13 protein-coding genes are annotated in these 13768 nt (G+C 48.3%); 6 read left to right on the top strand and 7 right to left on the bottom strand.

The genetic code is table 11. From position 1 onward, the window contains the following. Positions 1 to 164 precede the first annotated feature (164 nt). The 4 genes from JTN23_RS06765 to JTN23_RS06750 form a co-directional block, all read right to left on the bottom strand. Entirely contained in the window at positions 165 to 497 is a 333-nt protein-coding gene (locus JTN23_RS06765; RefSeq protein WP_247233291.1) for a hypothetical protein, read from the bottom strand. A 108-nt stretch (positions 498 to 605) separates the two neighbouring features. After that, positions 606 to 1085 (bottom strand): hypothetical protein, encoded by a 480-nt coding sequence (locus JTN23_RS06760; protein WP_247233289.1) that lies wholly within the window; start codon positions 1083 to 1085, stop codon positions 606 to 608. A gap of 309 nt (positions 1086 to 1394) precedes the next feature. Beyond that, a complete protein-coding gene (locus tag JTN23_RS06755; protein ID WP_247233287.1) occupies positions 1395 to 1793 on the bottom strand; it encodes a hypothetical protein in 399 nt (132 codons plus the stop codon). A gap of 208 nt (positions 1794 to 2001) precedes the next feature. Further along, positions 2002 to 4227 carry an FG-GAP-like repeat-containing protein gene (locus tag JTN23_RS06750; RefSeq protein WP_247233285.1) on the bottom strand — a complete coding sequence of 742 codons (2226 nt, stop codon included), beginning with the start codon at positions 4225 to 4227 and terminating at the stop codon, positions 2002 to 2004. A gap of 113 nt (positions 4228 to 4340) precedes the next feature. On the opposite strand from JTN23_RS06750, the gene JTN23_RS06745 reads away from it, so the two are divergent. From JTN23_RS06745 to ahcY, 5 genes are all read left to right on the top strand, one after another. Then, positions 4341 to 5642 carry a UDP-N-acetylmuramoyl-tripeptide--D-alanyl-D-alanine ligase gene (locus JTN23_RS06745; protein ID WP_247233283.1) on the top strand — a complete coding sequence of 434 codons (1302 nt, stop codon included), beginning with the start codon at positions 4341 to 4343 and terminating at the stop codon, positions 5640 to 5642. A 338-nt stretch (positions 5643 to 5980) separates the two neighbouring features. Then, entirely contained in the window at positions 5981 to 6535 is a 555-nt protein-coding gene (locus JTN23_RS06740; RefSeq protein ID WP_247233282.1) for a peroxiredoxin, read from the top strand. Between the two features lie 84 nt (positions 6536 to 6619). Further along, positions 6620 to 7210 (top strand): carboxymuconolactone decarboxylase family protein, encoded by a 591-nt coding sequence (locus JTN23_RS06735; RefSeq protein ID WP_207509491.1) that lies wholly within the window; start codon positions 6620 to 6622, stop codon positions 7208 to 7210. Positions 7211 to 7610: 400 nt separating this feature from the next. After that, a complete protein-coding gene (locus JTN23_RS06730) occupies positions 7611 to 7991 on the top strand; it encodes a hypothetical protein (protein ID WP_247233281.1) in 381 nt (126 codons plus the stop codon). Positions 7992 to 8437: 446 nt separating this feature from the next. After that, positions 8438 to 9754, top strand: coding sequence for an adenosylhomocysteinase (ahcY, locus tag JTN23_RS06725; protein ID WP_247233280.1), 1317 nt, complete (start codon positions 8438 to 8440; stop codon positions 9752 to 9754). Positions 9755 to 9831: 77 nt separating this feature from the next. Here the strand turns inward: ahcY and JTN23_RS06720 are convergent, their stop codons facing one another. Together JTN23_RS06720 and JTN23_RS06715 are read right to left on the bottom strand one after the other, a co-directional pair. Continuing rightward, positions 9832 to 10215 carry a hypothetical protein gene (locus JTN23_RS06720; protein WP_247233279.1) on the bottom strand — a complete coding sequence of 128 codons (384 nt, stop codon included), beginning with the start codon at positions 10213 to 10215 and terminating at the stop codon, positions 9832 to 9834. A gap of 71 nt (positions 10216 to 10286) precedes the next feature. After that, on the bottom strand, positions 10287 to 11924 hold the full coding sequence (locus JTN23_RS06715) for a sulfatase family protein (RefSeq protein WP_247233278.1): 1638 nt from the start codon (positions 11922 to 11924) through the stop codon (positions 10287 to 10289). A gap of 212 nt (positions 11925 to 12136) precedes the next feature. On the opposite strand from JTN23_RS06715, the gene purQ reads away from it, so the two are divergent. Beyond that, a complete protein-coding gene (gene purQ, locus JTN23_RS06710; protein ID WP_247233277.1) occupies positions 12137 to 12826 on the top strand; it encodes a phosphoribosylformylglycinamidine synthase subunit PurQ in 690 nt (229 codons plus the stop codon). A gap of 176 nt (positions 12827 to 13002) precedes the next feature. On the opposite strand, the gene lolA1 is transcribed toward purQ, so the two are convergent. Next, positions 13003 to 13653, bottom strand: a complete 651-nt coding sequence (lolA1, locus tag JTN23_RS06705; RefSeq protein ID WP_247233276.1) for an outer membrane lipoprotein periplasmic chaperone LolA1 — start codon at positions 13651 to 13653, stop codon at positions 13003 to 13005. Positions 13654 to 13768: the final 115 nt, after the last annotated feature.

Here is a 13768-nt window from a genome sequence, read left to right as displayed (position 1 = left end):
TCCACGCATTCAGGAGATATAAAAAAAATGCTCTTGCCTTTCTCCTTTTTGAGCGGCAAGAGCAACATACTAATATCAGGCACCAACGTAAGGCTTTCCTGAAGAATAAGTTAAGTGTGTGTATAGTAAAAAAGTCTTTGGGGACTTTGATCTAAAACTACAGCCTAACGAGCATAATACTCATTCTGCAGCTTTATATAAAGTTCATGTAAATCAGATGCTATGCTTGAACATTCTTCCAGACTCAGCTGCACTCCGTTTTGCTTTACGGCGGCCAACTTCTGGTTACGGGTCGCATACTTCCCATATCCCATCAGTCGGATTCGGATCGAAAGCCACAGGGGCAACAGGGCTTCCGAAAAATTCTCTTCATCAAGCTCGACAAAATAGCGGTCCTTATGTAGCAGGCGGGACTTAACATCTCCCTTTCCGACTATCAGGCAATTAATGATTGAGTAGAGCTTTTCATAGATTTCACACGAGGAAGTGTTATTCATTTAGATGATCACAGTTATTGGTAGGGTGGATTATAAAATATACCAGCAATATCTGTAAATAAATCTAAAATGGCAAGATTTTTGATTGCACTTTTATCTCATTTTTTATCATAGATCGGTGGTAGCCAGTTCACCGAAATTATTTTTATCCGGTATAACCATTCCGCTCTCTTTCAGACAGCCCGTAAGTACGTATAGTTTTTTCTTGTAATACTCTCCGGCCTGCACCTCCACCAGCGATACTAATTCATCCCTTTTCACTACTACTACTTTTGTCTTCTTTCGTAACAGTACAATAATTCCATCCCGCAATCCTTTTTCTACTTCGTACTCTTTGATATGCTTAAATAGCAGGGGAAACTGATCGTCATACGAGGCCAGTATTGCCCCGCGAAATTCCCCATACGTATTATCAAAGATTTCCTCACTATCAGTCTGGGCAGCAACAATATAGGGGGACGTTATTGATATGGGAGAGAAATGGCTCTTTTTGGCATTCAGGTAGGTAGCAGTAAGAGCAACGATGGCACAAAACAACAAGGTCAGCTCCATGGTAGCGACCTTTGGGTTTGGTATTTTTTGATTCATGAGAACGGTTAAGATGGATATATGTCAATTCAGTACTCAGACTGTCATTATAAATGTAAAAAAGACTCTAAGCATGTAGTCTTTAAGTTGCCTCCCATACAACTATCTACCTCGTTATATGTTCTGAAATGCTTATAAAATATTCTTCAAGTATACCGATATATACTATATGTCCCAAAAAATATTTTTTAACGGTAAATTATAACCCATGAAAGGACATGCACAACCATGGCAACAGAGACACTATATTTGTCTCCGCCATTTACTGCGCAAAAACCTTCCGTATCAGACGTAATTGCAGGCGGCTACTTACCGGTAGTAAGTTGAAAAAGAAGATAGGTTACTAGCAGAAGAAACTGTACGACTATAGGATTCTGCTTCTTTCAACTCAGCATTTACCGCTACCGACAGGTTATTGATTTTCATAGCCAGCTCATAGCATTCCTGCTCCGACATCTGACTTATATTACACATGATCTGATTTTTCAGGACTCCAGCTGATACAGCAAAAGGATCTTTTAACCCACTGGCCTGTCTGACTATATCCTTCCATGTAATAAGAAGATTATCAGAAAAATAATCAGGCTCCAGAATCTGGAAATAAGCTGCGTTAACTAAAAAGGCTTTTTGCAAATCATGGTGATGTGAGGCAAGTGCTTTCAGAAACTTCTCTAATTCAACAAGAAGATAAATATTTGACTTTCTCATAGAATAGTTGCCCGTTTATTATTTGCAATAAACATATAAAAAATAAGCGATTTCCAAGCAAATATACTTTTGCAAATTATTAGACTGTAGTCAGAAAAGATAAGAATAGCATCGCTGACACAACGTCAACAATTAAAAGTAAAGAGTTGTTTAATACAATAACTATTTCATTTAGCGTAAGAAAAACAAACTACTAAGGCCGGCCTGGCTACCGCACCAGCACTTTCTTTACTACTACACCTCTGGAGTTGCTAATCCGAAATAGATAAAGGCCTGGTGCCCAGTACTGAGTATTCAGAACAGTCTCCTGCCCGGCTTTAGCTGACACTGGTTTTGCCAGTACTGATACGCCCTGTGTATTAAGTACTTCAATGTCGGCATCGCTGTCGGTCCTTATATATACGTAGTCATCGGCCGGGATGGGAAATACCTCAATACGCCTGCTAAGTGCTGGCTCGGGAGCCGTAATGGTCACGGGCAGGATATTGGTTAGCAGGTGGAGGCCTCCGGCATTGGTACCTATGGCCACATCGGGCTTTCCGTCACCGTTATAGTCGGCCACGGTGGGCTGGAGGTAAGTACCCAGGTAAGGCTGGCCTGATTGACCAAGTACCGGATTCTCCACCAGCAGGCTGTCCCGCTTGCTCCACTTGCCCCACTCACCGGTATGGAATAACCTCATGATGCCGCTCTGGTCGGTGGTAAGCAGGTCGGGCTGGCCGTCCATATTTATATCATCAACGGCGATGCTTACAAAACGCCCCCGGTAGTTGAAGGCAACACCAGCCAGTTCATCGGTCTGGTGCTGGAATACCGGCTGCCGGGCAGTGCCGGTATTGAGGTAGTAAGCGATGTTTCCCTGCGTTTTGCCCACGACCAGGTCCAGATCGCCATCGCGGTCTACATCATAAAAATAGGGAGCGTCGCCGGGCTGCAGCTCGGCAGGTAGTATCAGCTCTACTGCCTCCGCAACATTGAGCCGGGCAGCCTCACCACGAGTCGCCCGATTGGGAATGTAGCGGTACTCCAGCCCCCGGAAGGTAACGCCCGACCATCCCAGATCCGGCACCCCATCGCCGTTAAAATCAGCCCACTGGGGACGCATGTTAGTAACCAGCTGCAGTTCCGACAGCGAGAGGTAGTCTTCGGAGGCTACTTCGTACCGCGGCTCACGGCTGGTACCTACATTGCGCAGATACCACATACTGGCCCGGTACCCATTGGTCTTACGCATGCCTCCCGTACCAATGAGGAGGTCCAGGTCACCGTCGCCGTCTATATCAAAAAAGGCCGGAGCGGCATTCTCTCCTACGTCTATCATCTGGTCCTGCAGGAACCCTTTTTGGCGCAGTACGAAGTCCGGTTGCGTGTCTGTACCGTTGTTGTGGTAGTACCAGCCCGAAGCGCGGAAGTCCATGAGGTTACCTTCGTTGGCATAGACATTGGGCGCTGCCAGCAGGTCCTTTACGCCGTCAAAATCTACATCTTCGTAGAATACAGCCGGAAAAATGGTAAAGTTGATCGGGTCTTTGGCCGGAAAATCCACGTCGAAGCTGCTGTAGTTCGCCACGCGGTTGCCTCCGGTATTGACCAGGCGGGCTATGTTATTGCAGGACACATGCCCCATCAGCATATCCTTCTTCCCGTCCCCATCAAGATCCTGAACCAGCAGGGTATTTCCCGCATGCATAGGCCGGGCATTGGGAGCCGTACGGCTAGCAAGATTCTCCACCGAACCGCAGTCAATACCAAACTGGAAATCATTGCAGTGCTCCTTCACAAAGTTACCCCAGCATACCCCGTTGCGTACAAACTCTAGACTATCGGGAACACCGTATTTTTCCATGCTCATATTCTGGTGCATCTCCACGTAATTGCCCAGCAACTCAAACGTAAGTACATCCAGATCGCCATCATCGTCAATGTCGGTCAGTGCCGGTATGTCGGTAGCAGCTACCAACAGGTTGATACGGCCCGAGTACCCCCACGAGTACAGCAAGGGCTTCACCAGCTGCCAGCTCCAGGTAGTACCCGCCACCTCCTGCCGGTATACCTGTACACCCTGCGGAGTGTAGGTAAAAAGATCCTTATGTCCGTCCCGATCATAGTCAACGAGCAGCATCCAGTTTTGCATGGCGGGGAAGCGTGCCTCGTAGGCGGGGGCATACCGGTAAGCTTTGGCAGCCGGGTCGGCCAGGAAGGTAGTAACTTTACTATTGGTACGATCAAATACCACCAGATCCTCTACGCCGTCGTCGTTCAGGTGCATTTTGGAGAATTGTCCGGCGTTGAGTCCGCCCGCCCACGGGTTCAGCATAGGCTTGCCCTGATAGGTAACCGGCGTCAGGGTGTCCGTCCTGAACCAGGGCGTCTGAGCCCGCAGCCCGAATGGTATCTGAAGAAGTATAAATAGATACAGGAGAGGTATTCTCATCGTTGAAGAATATTCATGTATTTTTGGACCTACGAATAAAATCAGGTTTTGGATGACCTGCTCTAAAATAAACGAAAATTACCGCTATTTGGTCTTAGCTACTATTCTATAACATGTCGACTACCACTGCCGAACTATACCAGATCTACCTCAGCCACCGGACGGTATCCACCGATACGCGCAAGATTGAGCCCGGCTGCCTGTTCTTTGCCCTTAAGGGTGACAAATTTGATGGAAACCTCTTTGCCGCCGAAGCCCTCGCCAAGGGTGCCGCCTACGTAGTAGTAGACAACCCGGAGGTAGTGCAGGACGATCGCTACCTGCTGGTAGAGGATGTACTACTGGCCCTGCAGGACCTGGCCCGTCACCACCGCCGTACGTTCGATTTTCCGGTGATTGGCCTGACCGGCTCCAACGGCAAAACGACCACTAAAGAACTGATAGCCGCCGTACTTGCCATGAAGTACCGGACCTACGCCACGCGCGGCAACCTTAATAATCACATAGGAGTACCGCTTACCCTACTGGCTATTGATCCCGATAAATATGAAATGGCTGTGGTAGAAATGGGAGCCAACCACCAGCAGGAGATAGCCCTGCTCAGCCGCATCGCGGAGCCTTCGCACGGCCTGATCACTAATGTAGGTAAAGCACACCTGGAAGGCTTCGGAGGAATTGAAGGTGTTCGTAAGGGGAAAGGCGAGTTATATGACTTCCTGTCTAAAAAGAAGCGGACTGTATTTGTGAATGCACAGAACGACGCCCTGATGGAAATGATCAGCAAGCGCCATGCTTTTAAAGAAATCGTTTTTTATCGCTCGGAAAATGGCGCTGTTAATCCTACCCTACTTGAAGATACTCCACGGGTAGTATACCGTGGCAATAACGGCAAAACCGTGACTACCCACCTGCCGGGTAGCTATAACTTTGATAACATGTGTGCAGCCCTGGCCGTAGGTATCCATCTGGGTGTAGAGGAAGTGGATGCTCATGAGGCCATAGCTAACTACCAGCCCGACAACAACCGCTCGCAGGTACTCCAGAAAGGCTCCAATACTATTATACTGGACGCTTATAATGCTAATCCTTCGTCTATGGCGGCGGCCATTGGCAACTTTACCCAACTCAAAGCCAACCGTAAGATGGTGATCCTGGGTGATATGCTCGAGCTGGGCGACGAAACCGAAGCGGAGCACCTGGCACTAGGGCAGTTGGTCGCACAGGGTGGGTTTGACCTGGTTATTCTATCCGGCAAGCTCATAGCGCACGCCTTACCTCCCCTACCCAAGGCGTACTACTTCCCGGACAAATTCTCGCTGCACAACTGGATCATGGATAACCCCCAGCAGGATACCCATATCCTGATCAAAGGCTCACGGGGGATAGGCCTTGAGAGTGTGGTGCAGTTTCTATAAAGTACTTGCTTTGAGGGCAGAAGTCAGTACCCTGGAGTACATCAGGAGCTTCTCTTCATAATCAGGCAGATACTATACCAGTACTTAATAGGCTGCTGTTCTTATCCAGATTAAGAATAGCAGCCTATTCCTTTACCTACTTAGATGCATACTATTATTCCTAAATACTCTTCTACCACCTCCCCTATCATCCACATCCTCCCCGAACTGATATTTATCAGCTCCTGCTTTCCGTTTAACATTTTCCACGAATCATACTACGCCCTGACTTGGGAGTCTCTTCGGTGGCCTGTAACTTTGCATTCGTTAAAAAGTGCAACTCTTATATACTACTAATCATGAGAAACTCAATTATATCTGTAGGTTCGGTTTTCCCTGAGTTCAAGAAAACTGCCGTTGTATCCCTCGAAAAAGGTCAGGAGTTTTATGACATTACTTCAGAAGACCACAAGAATGCTGGCAAGTGGATGGTGATGTTTTGGTGGCCTAAAGATTTCACATTCGTGTGCCCTACCGAAATCGCTGAATTCAACAAGCACGTGGAAGACTTCGCTGATCGTGACACGATCCTGATTGGTGCTTCTACTGACACTGAATTCGTTCACTTGGCATGGCGCAAAAACCACGATGACCTGCGTGGCCTGCAGTTCCCTATGCTGGCTGATACGTCGAAGTCACTGGCCGAAGAACTGGGTATCCTTGAAGCCAACGAGAAAGTAGCATACCGTGTAACGTACATCGTAGATCCACAGGGTATCATCCGTTGGGTATGTGTAAATGACCTGTCGGTAGGCCGTAACGTAAACGAAGTGATCCGGGTACTGGATGCTCTGCAGACTGACGAGCTGTGCCCCTGCAACTGGACAAAAGGTGAGGCTACTATCGAAGCTTAATCTTTCGTAAAGGCAGAAACTATACCGGGGGTGGCCTAAAGCCTCCCCCTCTTTTTTAATTCTTATTTAACCAGATCAATTACCATGTATCCATTTGCCGCCGCGACCAACCCGAAGGAGTCGCTATATAAGGAAGTAAACCTTCCAACTGATTTTGAAAGCGTATTGCTTGACAAACTAGCCAAGCAGGACCACCGTTACCTCAAGGACCTCAAGATCAACGTAGGCAACGTACTTAAATCGCAAAACCTGAACCGTAAGGAAGCTCTCCTGCTGGCCCTGGGTGTAGCTATCAACGAGAAAAGCACTGCCCTTATCGCCGCGCTGGAAGAACTGGCCGCCAAAGAAGGAGCTGATGAGAAGGAACTGGCTGAGGTAGCTTCGTGCGTATCGCTGCTTAATGCCAATAATGTATTCTACCGCTTCCGTCACTTCGTGAAGAAAGAGTACTACGAAACTACTCAGGCGGGTATCAAGATGAGCATCATGATGAATCCGGTACTGGGTAAGGAGTTCTTCGAACTGCTGAGCCTGGTGGTATCAGCCCTGAATGGCTGCGAACTGTGCGTAACTTCACACGAGCAGTCGGTACTTGGCCACGGGGGTACCCAGGCCCGTATCTTCGACGCCGTACGCCTGGGAGCTATCTTCAAGAGCTTCTGCGTATTGTTGTAGTAGGTAGTATTTCTCAGCCTAAAAAAGCGCAACCCTCATTCAGGTTGCGCTTTTTTGATGAAAATGGCGTCAATTTGTTTTTGTTCTTATCTTGTTATTCGTCAAGAGATTCCTGCCAGGCAAAACAAGCTTCTATTTTTACAAATGTAACATCCACTTCTAGCCCGACTTATTCCTGCCATAAAGCTACGCACGTATGAAACCAAGATTCTATCTCTTATTGCCTTTGCTGTTACTACTCCTTAAGCCAGCAACCAGTATAGGTCAAATATGCCAGGAAGTGAAGCTGCATAACGATCAACAGCGAAACTTATTGATGGAATATATACAAGAATCTTATCAGAAACGGTATTTCTTGGGGGATAAAGGAGTGGTACACTTAACGAAGTCTAAGGACCTTATGGGGAGAGAGACGTGGTACTTAGAAGCAATCGTTGATGACCGATACCGGGACAATCCTCCAACGCAGTGGGCCTCCTTCAATGGGTACGTAGTCCTTATTTACAACCAGGATCATCTACCGGGCCCCTTGACTGAAAGTCAGAAAAAAGAGTTGATTAGTTGCCTGCAGGAGGTCATTCAGGACCGACTGTACATTCGCCCTCCCAAGCAGGAAAGATGGTTTAATGTAGAGGAAAAACCCGGAGTACCTGTCCGCCATGCCAAAACCGGCGAACCGCTAAGAATAAAACAATTCCGTATACGAGGTGGAAATGTATACAATGAAAAACAGATTACTTTCTATCCTGATGGTACTTATACCGTACTGATCCCGGTATGATGGGATGCCCGAGGCTCCCGCCAGTTTCCAACTGCTGGGATATATTTTGCAAGTCTTTGACTTGTATGCCCAACGGTAACTACCCTACTACTACCTATCTGGAAGTCAGGCATAAAGAAAATGAATTGATGCGCCAGTCATAGACTTTATTAATAGCCTAAGCCACCAGTTGCAAACTGGCGGCAGCTAGGGGTATAGTACCTGCTATAAGCTTAAAGGACAGCCTGGTGAAGGCTGTCCTTTAAGCTTATGATGATCGTAGACAAAATATCTGAAAAGCAGTTATATAGCTGATGATCTTTCTAGATCTTTCTGCTGCAGTAGAGGCATATTAGATAATATATCCAATTTTAAGCTTCATTGGACAATATTCATCTACTTTTCTTCTAAAAGTTAGTCTTAGCTGGTACCTTTGTCATTATTCTGACTAAAATCAACATACTGATATGTCAACTTCAACACAAACGTACATTCCGTACAAAGTAAAAGACATTACACTGGCCGAGTGGGGTCGTAAAGAAATCACCCTGGCTGAGGCCGAAATGCCCGGTCTAATGTCAATCCGTGCTGAGTACGGACCTCAGCAGCCCCTGAAAGGCGCCCGCATCGCCGGCTGTCTGCACATGACTATTCAGACCGCGGTACTGATCGAAACCCTGACTGCTCTGGGTGCCGAAGTTACCTGGTCTTCCTGTAATATTTTCTCTACGCAGGATCACGCCGCTGCCGCTATCGCTGCTGCCGGTATCCCCGTGTACGCCTGGAAAGGCATGAACGAAGAGGAATTCAACTGGTGTATCGAGCAGACGCTGTTCTTCGGTGAAGAGCGCCAGCCTCTGAACATGATCCTTGACGACGGTGGTGACCTGACCAACATGGTATTTGATGTCTATCCTGAGCTGATCCCTAACATCAAGGGTCTTTCAGAAGAGACTACTACCGGTGTTCACCGTCTGTACGAGCGTCAGAAGAAAGGTACGCTGCACCTGCCTGCTATCAACGTAAACGACTCAGTAACCAAGTCGAAGTTTGATAACAAGTACGGTTGCCGCGAGTCACTGGTTGACGCGATCCGTCGTGCCACTGACCTGATGCTGGCTGGTAAAGTAGCCGTAGTAGCGGGTTATGGTGACGTAGGAAAAGGATCGGCTGAGTCACTTCGTGGAGCTGGCTGCCGCGTACTGGTAACCGAGATCGATCCTATCTGTGCCCTGCAGGCTGCAATGGATGGCTACGAAGTAATCCCTATGGACGAAGCTGCTGAGCGTGCTAACATCTTTGTTACGGCTACCGGTAACGTTCGTATCATTACGGATCGTCACTTCCGCAAAATGCGTGATAAGGCCGTAGTATGTAACATCGGTCACTTCGACAACGAGATCGACATGGCGTGGCTGAACCAGGCGTACGGTCATACCAAGTCGCAGATCAAGCCTCAGGTGGATATGTACAACATCGACGGTAAGGACATCATTGTACTGGCCGAAGGCCGTCTGGTGAACCTGGGCTGTGCCATGGGTCACCCATCATTCGTGATGTCATGCTCATTCTCTAACCAGACCCTGGCGCAGATCGAGCTGTGGAACAACTCACAGAACTACGAAAACAAAGTATATGTACTTCCTAAGGTACTGGATGAGAAGGTAGCAGCTCTGCACCTGGCTCACGTAGGTGCCCGTCTGGAGACTCTTGAGTCTGATCAGGCTGAGTATATCGGTGTAACGCCTCAGGGGCCGTTCAAGCCGGATACATATCGTTATTAATAGGTTTGCAAGTACTTATATAGTAAAAATCCCCGGCCAGTTGGTCGGGGATTTTTTGTTGAGCTTTTCTACAGAAATCAGCGTCTGACCAGATAGCGGTTGCCGGCAAAGAAGCGGTTGTCGTAGTAGAGCACGAAAGTCTGCTCAGGATCTTTCCTGCTGTTACAAACCAGCGTCAGATGATGAACATATACGCCCTCCACCCATATACCCCGCATAATGGTATAGCCGAAGTGAAAGAAGCTATCTTTTTTCTCTTCCACCTCCGTCACGATAAATTCGCCCTGCCGGGCCATTGAGTCCTGACATTCCTTTACGGGCAGCTCCGTCATCAGATAGCGACCGTTGCGATAATCAATCTGAAAATCTGAATTGCCCATGCGGGACCTGAAATACGTTTGTTGTGCATACACCTGACTACCTCCGACGAGGCAGGCTACTAAGAGTAGTTTTTTAATCATACATTCACAGAGAGGATACTATATATAGAGTGGGTATTTGTTTCAATGTCAACTCTATACTCCCCGTGCATTCATCGTGCCAGTTTTTCTGCTTTTATTCCTGAAGGTGAATACCCAATCCGGTGTGCTATGATGTATAAAGAATCCCCCTCCATACCAAAGGGCTTATTGTATACTGACCAGGGACCACTGTTGGTAAAGCGGTAGCCAATAGATGCGCCCGGAGTAGCCGATTGTATAGCCACACGCCCCTCTTTCTGCTGCACAACCGGAGTAGCCGTAACGGGAGCTCCTTTGCTCAGATCAGAGGTTCCCCACCATTTCCGGACCATGTCCATTTCGGGCATAGCGCCGTAGTCGCCGTAGCGCTGCTGCCATTCGTCCATCTTTTTCCGTAGCTCATTCAGCTTGGTCTGCATATCCGGTTGGTCCGCCAGGTTCGTAAGCTCCATCGGATCTGCCTGGCAGTCGTACAGCTCTTCCCGAGGCTTGGTCTGGAACCACCGCATCTGCGTCCTATTCAACTTGCCCTCGTCCCGCAGCCGGATGATGTCCTGCATGCCCGGCTGTTGCAACCGGTACTTGATGTCCTGATAGAAGGGTTTCTCGGGCTGGTAGTTGCGAATGTACTTGTAGCGCTGGTCGCGTACCGCCCTTACCCGATCTATCTCCGAATCCATCCGGTCGCGGGCGGCGTAGATGTACCGGCGAGGAGCCTTGCCCTTGTGCTCACCCAGGAATGCCTGCCCCTGCATGTGCTTCGGGATGGGTAGTCCGGCCAGCGACAGGGCCGTAGGGGCAAAATCTACAAAACTAATTAATTGATTGTCAGAAGTACCGGCAGCACGTTTATCCGGAAAGCGCACGATCAGAGGCGCCTTCAGCCCCCGGTCGTATAGTTCGCGCTTTACAAAAGGCAGACCGTCGCCGTGATCACTGTAAAAGAATACAATAGTATTATCAAGCAGGCCATCCTCTTCCAGTTGCTTCAGTACCTCCCCTACCTGGGCATCCATCCGCATCACGTTGGATTGGTGGCGGGCTATGTCGTGGCGTACCTTCGGGGTATCGGGGTAGTAAGGTGGTACTACTACATCCTCCGGCCGCACCAGCAGCGGCTCCTTTTCCCGCGACCACACCTGCGACTCGTGCGTGGTTATGAAGTTGAAGATAGCGAAGAAAGGCTTTCTGCCCTCTTTAGTCTTTGTACTATTCCGCCAGTGCGCACGGGGGCTACTCTCATCCCAGGCCGTGACGGGTGCCTCAAACTGGTAGTCCTGCTTTACATTGTTGGTACAGTAGTAGCCCGCCTCCCGCAGGTACTCCGAGAAGCACTTTACCCCCTGGGGCAGCACCGCTGAATAGGGTACAAAGCCAGCCGGATAATCATCTTTGGCATTGGCTGAGAGCGCCAGCGTACGCATGTTATGGGTACCAATGGAGGTCTGGTACATGCCCGTAATCAGGGACGAGCGGCTCGGCGCACATACTCCCGATGTAGAGAATATATTGGTATACTTGATGCCCTCCGCCGCCAGCCGGTCGGTGTGGGGGGTACGGGTGAGCTTACTGCCGTAGCTGGCCAGGTGCTCCGGGCTCATATCCTCGCAGGTGATCCATACTATATTCGGACGCGTATCAGCCGGTGGCTGGGGTACTTTAAAGGCCAGTCCAACAGCCAGTGCAATAAGTAGCAGGCAGTATTTCATAGGGAGCAAGGGAGATAGTGAGCTACATAAGAATTTCACCTGCAAAAGTACTTCAGGAGGTAGCATTTACTCTTAGCTTCGGGGCCGCCAGCACCCTGTCCTTGACTATTACTCTACCGGCCTGAATCTAATATTGGTACTTGATGAATGAATCATTGCGTCAAAGCGTTATCTTTGTATCATTAACCGAACATACTTTATATAAGTAAGATATGAAATTTGGAGTAGTAGTATTCCCGGGCTCTAACTGTGACGATGACGCCGTATACGCTTTACAGCATAACCTGGGCCAGGAGGTAGTAAAGCTCTGGCACAAAGACCACGACCTGCAGGGCTGCGATATGATCGTATTACCTGGTGGTTTTTCATATGGTGATTACCTGCGTTCGGGAGCTATTTCCCGCTTTTCACCTATCATGAACGAGGTGATTCAGCACGCCAAGCGCGGAGGCTATGTACTGGGTATCTGCAATGGTTTCCAGATCCTATGCGAAGCTGAACTAACCCCCGGCGTTCTGCTGCGTAACAACGGACAGAAGTTTATCTGCCGTAATGTGCATCTAAAGGCTCAGACCAACAATTCCCTGCTGACCAGCGGTTTGGATATGGATAGAGCTTTCAAAATACCTATCGCCCATGCCGAAGGACGCTACTTTACGGATGCTGACTCCCTGAAGCGCCTCAACGACAACGATCAGGTACTGTTCCGCTACTGCGATGAGAATGGTAACATCACCGACGCAGCTAACCCCAACGGTAGCCTGGAAAACATAGCCGGCATCTGCAACGAAGGCCGTAATGTATTTGGGATGATGCCTCACCCTGAGCGCGCCGCTGACTGCGCCCTGGGTAACACCGACGGAAAGATTATCCTGGAGCAGGTCCTGAATGTACTTGTTTAGGTGTTAGTGATTAGGTATTAGCTGTTAGCTTTACTTTTAACTACACTTATATAATAGCAGATAATAACAGAAGAGGGTGAAACGCTAACCGTTTCACCCTCTTCTGTTATTTAAAGTAAAAAATTATTAGCTAATACCTAAAGGCTAATAACTAAAAGCTATCAGCTAACACCTACCTATCTCAGATCCACTACCTCTACACCAGGATACTGCTTGGCGTTGAAGGCAAAGAAGGTATCGGCTACATTTACATTAGGCTGGAAGTTGTCCACCTTGTACGTTACACGCTGACCATTCTTCTGGAAGATCCTCCAGCTCCTGATCGACTTGTCTGCCTTATTTACCTGGATCTCTACCTTTGCCACCTGACCATTCTTATTGGTAGTTGGAGTCAGCTCTACTACTTCGTAGGTTTGTCCACCTTCCTTGGTCTCTTTCAGGAAGTTATACTTAAAGCCATTCTTATAGGCCGTATAGATCTTGGTGGGGTCCAGGCCACCGGCTTCATTCGGATCAAAATCCTGGATATTCACCTCGTTGGTTTCCTTGATATAGGTAGCCATGGTAGTACCATCGTTAAAGATCTCCTGCCCGGCCATCTTCAGACGGAACTTGGTACCCTTTACTGTAGCATCCCCTTTCAGAGGTTTACCACCTTCGGGAGTATAGGTAAAAGCCGCCTTGAACGACTTCATGTTCTTGTACTTATCGCTCATAGCGTCCAGTATAGCCGCGGCTTTCTTGTCGTTCTGAGCCAGTGTGGGGTTGACTAAAGCAGTCAGAAAGCCAGCCATCACCAACACTACTACTACTATTGTTCTTTTCATGATTTATATTGGTTACTATACTTATATTTAGATAAATATCTCTCCACCTGATCGTACAGGCGTTCAATACATTTGACAAGCCAACTTACATGAGGTTTAACGTAGCAGCATGATT

The sequence above is a fragment of the Telluribacter roseus genome (assembly GCF_017355915.2).
In the GTDB taxonomy this organism is placed as follows: domain Bacteria; phylum Bacteroidota; class Bacteroidia; order Cytophagales; family Spirosomataceae; genus Telluribacter.
This window is presented reverse-complemented; position numbering and strand designations above follow the sequence as displayed.